Below are 8481 nucleotides of genomic sequence, written 5' to 3'. Positions count from 1 at the left end.
GGGCCGGCCCCCGCCGGCCCGCACCCCCTCTGACGTCCGGCCCGCTCCGGCATCCGGCCGCGGTCGGCCGCCGACCGCCGCGGCCCGCCCCCACGGGGACACCGGTGCCGGTCCGGGTACCGGCCCGGCGGGTCAGAGCCTGCGCAGCGCCTCGTCGGCCGCCGCGCGCAACTCCTCGCGCTCCCGGGCGGCCAGCAGCACCAGCCGGGCCCGCGCGTCCCCCAGCGCCCCGAGTCCGTCCACGCAGGCGCGGGCCACCTGCCAGTGGTGGACGGGGCCGGCCAGCAGCCGGTCCAGGACGCGGATCAGGGTCGGCGCGGACTGCGGCGCGCGCAGGGCGGCCAGCAGCCGCACGGGGTGTAACGCGTAGGAGGTGCGCAGCTCGTTGGTCGCCAGCGCCGCCGCGGCGCGGGCGGTACGCGGATCGCCCAGGCGCAGCAGAGCGCGGGCCGCCGCGGCGCAGCGGGCCGGCTCGCGGTGGTTGAGCAGGAACACCAGCGTCTCGAAGGCCCGGGGGTCCCCGGCCCGGCCCAGGGTGCAGGCCGCCAGCTCCCGGGCCCACAGGGGGCGGGCGGGTGCGGTGAGTTCGGCGGCCAGCGCGTCACGGGCGGCGGCCGTGTCCCGCCGGGCCAGGGCGAGCAGCCGCCCGTACTCCTCCGGATCCGCCTCGGCCCGCAGCCGGTCCACCATTTCGCGGTCCATCGTGCCCGCCCTGCCCACCGGCACGTCACCTCCCTGTGGTATGTGCCACATTCCTGGAAGCGGTCTACCCTCTGGCATTCGGGTTACCCGCAGGTTAGCCTGCTCATCGGAGCGGTACCCCCGCTCAGTCGGACGGCCTGGTGACGCAGCCGTCCGGTGTGCAGTCGGTTCAGCACGCATACACGCAGGTCGAGCACGGCCCCGGGACAGGGCCGCTCTCGCTCGCTTCCGCGCCTGCGCGACGCCGCGGGCCCGGCGCTCCCACGCGCTCCGCCCGCTCTTCCCCCTTCTCTCCCCCGCAGTCGTCACCGTCTCTTCCTCTTCCCTGGAGTCCCGTGATGGACCGTCCCACCCTCACCACTGTCGCCGTGGTCGGCCTCGGCACCATGGGCACCGGCATCGCCGAGGTCCTGGCCCGTGCCGGCCGCGAGGTCATCGGCATCGACACCGACGAGAACGCCGCCCGCCGGGCCGTCGCCGCGCTGGAGGCCTCCACCGCCCGCGCCGTGGAGCGCGAGCGGATCACCGAGCAGGAACGGCGCGACGCCCTCGCCCGCTTCCGCACTTTCTGCGACCTCCAGGCCGCGGCCGATGCCGACCTGGTCATCGAGGTGGTGCCGGAGGACTACGGGCTCAAGCAGCGCGTCATCACCGAGCTGGACGGCATCGTCAAGCCGTCCGCCGTCATCGCCACCGGCACCAACGCCCTGTCGGTCACCCGGCTCGCGGCCGACTCCGCGCACCCCGAGCGCGTGCTGGGGATGCACTTCTTCAACCCCGCGCCCGCGATGAAGCTGGTGGAGATCGTCTCCTGCGTGCTCACCTCCCCCGAGGCGGTCGCCGCGGTCACCGACCTCGCCGCCGATCTGGGCAAGGAGCCGATCCCGGTCGGCGACCGGCCCGGCTTCGTCGCCGACGGGCTGCTGTTCGGCTACCTCAACCAGGCCGCGGCGATGTACGAGTCGAAGTACGCCACCCGCGAGGACATCGACGCCGCGATGCGCCTGGGCTGCGGTCTGCCGATGGGCCCGCTCGCCCTGCTGGACCTGATCGGCATCGACACCGCCCGCACCGTGCTGGAGGCGATGTACGCCGAGTCCCACGACCGGCTGCACGCCCCCGCCCCGATCCTGGGCCAGCTCAGCGCCGCCGGCCTGACGGGCCGCAAGGCGGGGCGCGGTTTCTACACCTACCAGGCGCCGGGTTCGGCGACGGTGGCGCCGGACGCGCTCACCCCCCGCGAGGGCGAGCTGCGGGGCACCCCGCGCCGGGTGAGCTCCGTCGGCGTGGCGGGCTCGGGGACGATGGCCGGCGGCATCGCCGAGGTGTTCGCCAAGGCCGGTTACGACGTGGTGCTGGTCGCGCGCAGCGAGGAGAAGGCCCAGGCGGCCAGGGACCGGATCGCCTCCTCGCTGGAGCGGTCGGTGAGGAAGGGCCGGATGAGCGCCGAGGCCCGCGACGAGACGCTCGCCAGGATCACCCCGGCCGGCTCGCTGTCGGCGATGGCGGACGTGGACCTGGCGGTCGAGGCGGTGGCCGAGGACCTGGAGGTCAAGAAGGGCCTGTTCGCCACGTTGGACGAGGTGTGCAAGCCGGGCGCGGTGCTGGCCACCACCACCTCCTCGCTGCCGGTGGTCGCCTGCGCCCGCGCGACCTCGCGCCCGCAGGACGTGATCGGCATGCACTTCTTCAACCCCGCCCCCGCGATGAAGCTGGTGGAGGTGGTGAGCACCGTTCTGACCGGCGACGACGTCCACGCCACCGTGCGCGAGGTGTGCGGAAAGATCCGCAAGCACCCGGTGGACTGCGGCGACCGGGCGGGCTTCATCGTCAACGCGCTGCTGTTCCCGTACCTGAACAACGCGATCAAGATGGTGCAGGAGCACTACGCCGACATGGACGCCGTCGACGCGGCCATGAAGCTCGGCGGCGGCTACCCGATGGGCCCGTTCGAGCTGCTGGACGTGGTGGGTCTGGACGTCTCCCTGGCGATCGAGAAGGTGCTGCACGAGGAGTTCCGCGAGCCGGGCCTGGCCCCGGCGCCGCTGCTGGAGCACCTGGTCGCGGCGGGCTGCCTGGGCCGCAAGAGCGGGCGCGGCTTCCGCGAGTACGCGAGGCGGTGAGCCCGGCGAACCCGGCGTTCCCGCCACGGGCGGACTCCGGGTGGGGTGGGCTGCTGGACCCCGGCGGCCCACCCGCCGGCGGCGGTGCGCCGTGTAACGTTCCCCACATGTCGCAGTCCGTTCGGTCCGCCCGCCCCAACGTGCCCAACCAGCGTCTGAAGATGCGCCGTGAGCTGGCCGCGGCCGCGATGGAGCTCTTCGCCACCAAGGGGTACGAGGAGACCACGGTCGACGAGATCGCGGCCGCGGCGGGGGTGGCCCGGCGCACCTTCTTCCGGCACTTCCGCTCCAAGGAAGAGGCGATCTTCCCGGACCACGACGACACCCTGGAGCGCGCCAAGGCGGTGCTGGACGCGGCGCCCGCGCACGAGAACCCGCTGGACACCGTGTGCCGCGGCATCAAGGAGGTCATGCGGATGTACGCGGCCTCCCCGGCGGTGTCGGTGGAGCGCTACCGGCTCACCCGCGAGGTGCCCACGCTGCGGGAGCGGGAGATCGCGTCCGTGGCCCGCTACGAGCGGCTGTTCACCCGGTACCTGCTGGGCCACTTCGACGAGTCCGCCGCGGCCGGCCGGGACGGCGACGAGGACGGCCTCGACGAACCGCTGCTGGCCGAGGTGGCGGCGTCGGCGGTGGTCACCGCGCACAACCACGTGCTGCGGCGCTGGCTGCGCGCGGGCGGCCAGGGTGATGTGGAGGCCCAGCTGGACCGGGCCTTCGCCACCGTGCGGCGGACCTTCGGCACCGGTTTCGTCGCCGGCCGGGCGGCGGCCGACCTGCCGGCCGGGGCCGGCGGGACGAACGGGGCGGCCGGCCGCAAGGGCGAGGTGCTGGTGACGGTGGCGCGCACCGACGCCCCGCTGGACCAGGTGATGCGCACGATCGAGGAAGCCCTGCGGCGGGGCTGAGTACCGCCCGGCTCTCAGAGCGAGCGAGAAACGACACATCCGGACACAATCAGACACAACCGAACACGGATAAACGGCCGCCTCCCCCGGGAGGCGGCCGTTTCCGCTCGCGCTCCGCTCATACGTGCACTCCTGATGACAACTGAGAGAAATTCTTGGCACGCAGTGTCTTGTGTGTTGGCACGCAGTGCCATAACGTGAGCGGTGTCCGGGCACTGTCCCCGCGGTCACTGCCGCGCGCCCGGGCGCCTGCGTCACAGGCACCTTCAGCGCTACCGCGCCGAGCCGCAGCACCACCGCCGAACCGACGGCACCAGCAGCTCACACAAGACCGAAGAAGACCCCAGCGACCCCTCAAGCGTCCCCGAACGCTCGCCGGAGGCCACAGTGAAGGAAATCCTGGACGCGATCCTCGCGTCGGACAGCAAGCCCGCCGACTTCGCCAACCTGGCGCTGCCCGAGTCCTACCGCGCGATCACCGTGCACAAGGACGAGGCCGACATGTTCGCCGGGATGCCCACCCGGGAGAAGGACCCGCGCAAGTCCCTGCACCTGGACGAGGTGCCCCTGCCGGAGCTGGGCCCCGGCGAAGCCCTGGTGGCGGTCATGGCCTCCTCGGTGAACTACAACTCGGTGTGGACCTCGATCTTCGAGCCGGTGTCGACCTTCGGCTTCCTGGAGCGCTACGGCCGCACCTCGGAGCTGGCCAAGCGCCACGACCTGCCGTACCACATCATCGGCTCCGACCTGGCGGGCGTGGTGCTGCGCACGGGCCCCGGCGTCAACGCCTGGCAGCCCGGCGACGAGGTCGTCGCCCACTGCCTGTCGGTGGAGCTGGAGAACGCCGACGGCCACAACGACACCATGCTCGACCCCGAGCAGCGCATCTGGGGCTTCGAGACCAACTTCGGCGGCCTGGCCGAGATCGCGCTGGTGAAGTCCAACCAGCTCATGCCCAAGCCCGCCCACCTGTCCTGGGAGGAGGCCGCCGCCCCGGGCCTGGTGAACTCCACCGCCTACCGGCAGCTGGTCTCCCGCAACGGCGCCGGGATGAAGCAGGGCGACAACGTGCTGATCTGGGGGGCCTCCGGCGGCCTGGGCTCCTACGCCACCCAGATGGCCCTGGCCGGCGGCGCCAACCCCATCTGCGTGGTCTCCTCCCCGCAGAAGGCCGACATCTGCCGCTCCATGGGCGCCGAGGCGATCATCGACCGCAACGCCGAGGGCTACCGGTTCTGGAAGGACGAGAACACCCAGGACCCGCGCGAGTGGAAGCGCTTCGGCAAGCGCATCCGCGAGCTGACCGGCGGCGAGGACGTGGACATCGTCTTCGAGCACCCGGGCCGCGAGACCTTCGGCGCCTCCGTCTACGTCACCCGCAAGGGCGGCACCATCACCACCTGCGCCTCCACCTCCGGCTACATGCACAGCTACGACAACCGCTACCTGTGGATGTCGCTCAAGCGCATCATCGGCTCCCACTTCGCCAACTACCGCGAGGCGTGGGAGGCCAACCGCCTGATCGCCAAGGGGAAGATCCACCCCACGCTGTCCAGGACGTACTCCCTGGAGGAGACCGGCCAGGCCGCCCACGACGTGCACCGCAACGCCCACCAGGGCAAGGTCGGCGTGCTGTGCCTGGCCCCGCGCGAGGGCATGGGCGTGCGCGACACCGAGATGCGGGCCAAGCACATCGACGCCATCAACCGCTTCCGGAACGTGTAGAGGTCACCCCCATGGCTGAGCGCCAGAAAGACCGTCCGTGGCTGATGCGGACGTACGCCGGGCACTCCACGGCCGAGGCGTCCAACGAGCTGTACCGGCGCAACCTCGCCAAGGGGCAGACCGGCCTGTCGGTCGCCTTCGACCTGCCCACCCAGACCGGCTACGACCCCGACCACGTCCTCGCCCGCGGCGAGGTCGGCCGGGTCGGGGTCCCGGTCTGCCACCTCGGTGACATGCGCCGGCTGTTCCAGGACATCCCCCTGGAGCGGATGAACACCTCGATGACCATCAACGCCACCGCCATGTGGCTGCTGGCGCTGTACCAGGTGGTCGCCGAGGAGCAGGGCGCGGACGTCTCCGGCCTGTCGGGGACGACGCAGAACGACATCGTCAAGGAGTACCTCTCGCGCGGGACGCACGTCTTCCCGCCGGGGCCCTCCCTGCGTCTGACCACCGACACGATCGCCTACACCGTGGCGCACATGCCCAAGTGGAACCCGATCAACATCTGCAGCTACCACCTGCAGGAGGCCGGGGCCACACCGGTACAGGAGATCGCCTACGCCATGTCCACCGCCATCGCGGTGCTGGACGCGGTGCGCGACTCCGGGCAGGTCCCCGCCGAGCGGATGGGCGACGTCGTCGGGCGCATCTCCTTCTTCGTCAACGCGGGCGTCCGCTTCGTCGAGGAGATGTGCAAGATGCGGGCCTTCACCCGCATCTGGGACCGGATCACCCGCGAGCGGTACGGGATCGAGAACCCCAAGCACCGCCGCTTCCGCTACGGCGTCCAGGTCAACTCCCTGGGGCTGACCGAGGCGCAGCCGGAGAACAACGTCCAGCGCATCGTGCTGGAGATGCTGGCGGTCACCCTCTCCAAGGACGCCCGCGCCCGCGCCGTGCAGCTGCCGGCCTGGAACGAGGCGCTCGGCCTGCCCAGGCCCTGGGACCAGCAGTGGTCGCTGCGCATCCAGCAGGTCCTCGCCCACGAGAGCGACCTGCTGGAGTACGACGACCTGTTCGCCGGGTCGCACGTGGTCGAGGCCAGGACCGCCGAGCTGGCCGAGGGCGCGCTCGCCGAGATCGAGCGCATCCAGGAGATGGGCGGCGCGATGGCGGCGGTGGAGTCCGGCTACCTGAAGTCGCAGCTGGTCGCCTCGCACGCCGAGCGCCGGGCCCGCATCGAGTCCGGCGAGGAGAAGATCGTCGGGGTCAACTGCTTCGAGTCCACCGAGCCCAACCCGCTCACCGCCGACCTGGACACGGCCATCATGACCGTGGACCCGGCGGTGGAGCGCAACGTCGTCACCGCCCTCCAGCGGTGGCGCGGCGAGCGGGACGAGGACCGCGCCCACCGGGCGCTCGCCGAGCTGAAGCGGGCCGCGGCCGGCAGGGACAACCTGATGCCGGCCACCCTGGAGTGCGCCCGGGCCGGGGTGACCACCGGCGAGTGGGCCTGGGCCCTGCGCGACGTCTTCGGCGAGTACCGGGCCCCCACCGGCGTGAGCTCCGCGCCCGTGGCGACCCCCGCCGAGGAGGGCTCGCGGCTGGCCGAGGTCCGCCGGAAGGTGGCGGCCACCGCCGCCGAGCTGGGCTCGGGCAAGCTGCGCCTGCTGGTGGGCAAGCCCGGTCTGGACGGGCACAGCAACGGGGCCGAGCAGATCGCCGTACGGGCCCGCGACGCGGGCTTCGAGGTGGTCTACCAGGGCATCCGGCTCACCCCCGAGCAGATCGTCTCGGCGGCCGTCGCCGAGGACGTGCACTGCGTGGGGCTGTCGATCCTCTCCGGCTCGCACGCCGAGCTGGTGCCCGACGTACTGGACCGGCTGCACCGGGCCGGCGTCGACGACGTCCCCGTCATCGTCGGCGGCATCATCCCGAACGCGGACGCCGAGGCACTGCGTGCCGCCGGGGTGGCGGCGGTCTTCACCCCGAAGGACTTCGGCATCACGGAGATCATCGGCCGTATCGTCGACGAGATCCGTACCGCGAACAAGCTCGACCCCCTGGAGGTCCCCGCATGACCACGCCCGTCAACCGGCTGCGTCCCCGCCGCTCCTGCCTCGCGGTCCCGGGCAGCAACCCCCGCTTCCTGGAGAAGGCCCAGGGGCTGGCCGCCGACCAGGTCTTCCTGGACCTGGAGGACGCCTGCGCCCCGCTGGCCAAGCCCGAGGCCCGGCACACCATCGTGAAGTTCCTCAACGAGGGCGACTGGACGGGCAAGACCAGGGTGGTGCGCGTCAACGACTGGACCACCCACTGGACGTACCGCGACGTGATCACGGTCGTCGAGGGCGCGGGCCCCAACCTGGACTGCATCATGCTGCCGAAGGTGCAGGACGCCGCCCAGGTCAAGGCGCTGGACATGCTGCTGACGCAGATCGAGACCACGATGGGCTTCGAGGTCGGCCGCATCGGCATCGAGGCGCAGATCGAGAACGCCAAGGGCCTGGTGAACGTCGACGAGATCGCCGCCGCCTCGCCCCGGCTGGAGACCATCATCTTCGGCCCGGCCGACTTCATGGCCTCCATCAACATGAAGTCCCTGGTCGTGGGCGAGCAGCCGCCCGGCTACCCGGCCGACGCCTACCACTACATCCTGATGCGGATCCTGATGGCCGCCCGCACCCACAACCTGCAGGCCATCGACGGCCCCTACCTGCAGATCAAGAACGTGGACGGCTTCCGGGCCGTCGCCGAGCGCGCCGCGGCCCTCGGCTTCGACGGCAAGTGGGTGCTGCACCCCGGCCAGGTCGAGGCGGCCAACGAGGTCTTCTCCCCCTCCCAGGAGGACTACGACCACGCGGAGCTGATCCTGGACGCCTACGAGTACTTCACCTCCGAGGCGGGCGGCAAGAAGGGCTCGGCGATGCTCGGCGACGAGATGATCGACGAGGCCAGCCGCAAGATGGCGCTGGTCATCGCGGGCAAGGGCCGGGCCGCCGGCATGGAGCGGACCTCGAAGTTCGAGCCGCCGGCCGCCTGAGCCCCACCACCGCGGGCCGCTCCCGGCTCCCCGCCCT

At 72.0% G+C, this 8481-nt stretch carries 6 protein-coding genes; 5 read left to right on the top strand and 1 reads right to left on the bottom strand.

Annotated features, from left to right (window positions below; genetic code table 11):
- Window positions 1-132: 132 nt before the first annotated feature.
- On the bottom strand, window positions 133-702 hold the full coding sequence (locus L7D48_RS22115; protein ID WP_237881705.1) for a HEAT repeat domain-containing protein: 570 nt from the start codon (window positions 700-702) through the stop codon (window positions 133-135).
- 338 nt (window positions 703-1040) lie between these two features.
- Between L7D48_RS22115 and L7D48_RS22110 the strand changes: the two genes are divergently transcribed.
- The 5 genes from L7D48_RS22110 (at window position 1041) to L7D48_RS22090 (ending at window position 8444) form a co-directional block, all read left to right on the top strand.
- A complete protein-coding gene (locus tag L7D48_RS22110; RefSeq protein ID WP_237881704.1) occupies window positions 1041-2825 on the top strand; it encodes a 3-hydroxyacyl-CoA dehydrogenase family protein in 1785 nt (594 codons plus the stop codon).
- Window positions 2826-2932: 107 nt separating this feature from the next.
- Window positions 2933-3733: a TetR family transcriptional regulator gene (locus L7D48_RS22105; RefSeq protein WP_237881702.1), complete on the top strand. Its 801-nt coding sequence runs from the start codon at window positions 2933-2935 to the stop codon at window positions 3731-3733.
- A 387-nt stretch (window positions 3734-4120) separates the two neighbouring features.
- Complete coding sequence (ccrA, locus tag L7D48_RS22100) at window positions 4121-5458, top strand: crotonyl-CoA carboxylase/reductase (RefSeq protein WP_237881699.1); 1338 nt, start codon at window positions 4121-4123, stop codon at window positions 5456-5458.
- Between the two features lie 11 nt (window positions 5459-5469).
- Window positions 5470-7482: a protein meaA gene (locus L7D48_RS22095; RefSeq protein ID WP_237881697.1), complete on the top strand. Its 2013-nt coding sequence runs from the start codon at window positions 5470-5472 to the stop codon at window positions 7480-7482.
- Entirely contained in the window at window positions 7479-8444 is a 966-nt protein-coding gene (locus L7D48_RS22090; RefSeq protein ID WP_237881695.1) for a CoA ester lyase, read from the top strand. Before L7D48_RS22095 ends, L7D48_RS22090 begins: the two co-directional genes overlap by 4 nt.
- The last annotated feature ends 37 nt before the right edge of the window (window positions 8445-8481 follow it).

This window comes from Streptomyces sp. ICN903, from assembly GCF_022015835.1.
Taxonomy (GTDB): domain Bacteria; phylum Actinomycetota; class Actinomycetes; order Streptomycetales; family Streptomycetaceae; genus Streptomyces; species Streptomyces fenghuangensis.
Note: the sequence above shows the minus strand (reverse complement) of the source record. Positions and strands in the feature narration are given on the sequence as shown.

Excerpts from the sequence above, each read along its gene's own strand:
- L7D48_RS22105 (WP_237881702.1), top strand. The coding sequence starts at position 2,933 with ATGTCGCAGTCCGTTCGGTCCGCCCGCCCCAACGTGCCCAACCAGCGT.
- L7D48_RS22095 (WP_237881697.1), top strand. The coding sequence starts at position 5,470 with ATGGCTGAGCGCCAGAAAGACCGTCCGTGGCTGATGCGGACGTACGCC.
- L7D48_RS22110 (WP_237881704.1), top strand. The coding sequence starts at position 1,041 with ATGGACCGTCCCACCCTCACCACTGTCGCCGTGGTCGGCCTCGGCACC.
- L7D48_RS22090 (WP_237881695.1), top strand. The coding sequence starts at position 7,479 with ATGACCACGCCCGTCAACCGGCTGCGTCCCCGCCGCTCCTGCCTCGCG.
- L7D48_RS22115 (WP_237881705.1), bottom strand. The coding sequence starts at position 702 with ATGGACCGCGAAATGGTGGACCGGCTGCGGGCCGAGGCGGATCCGGAG.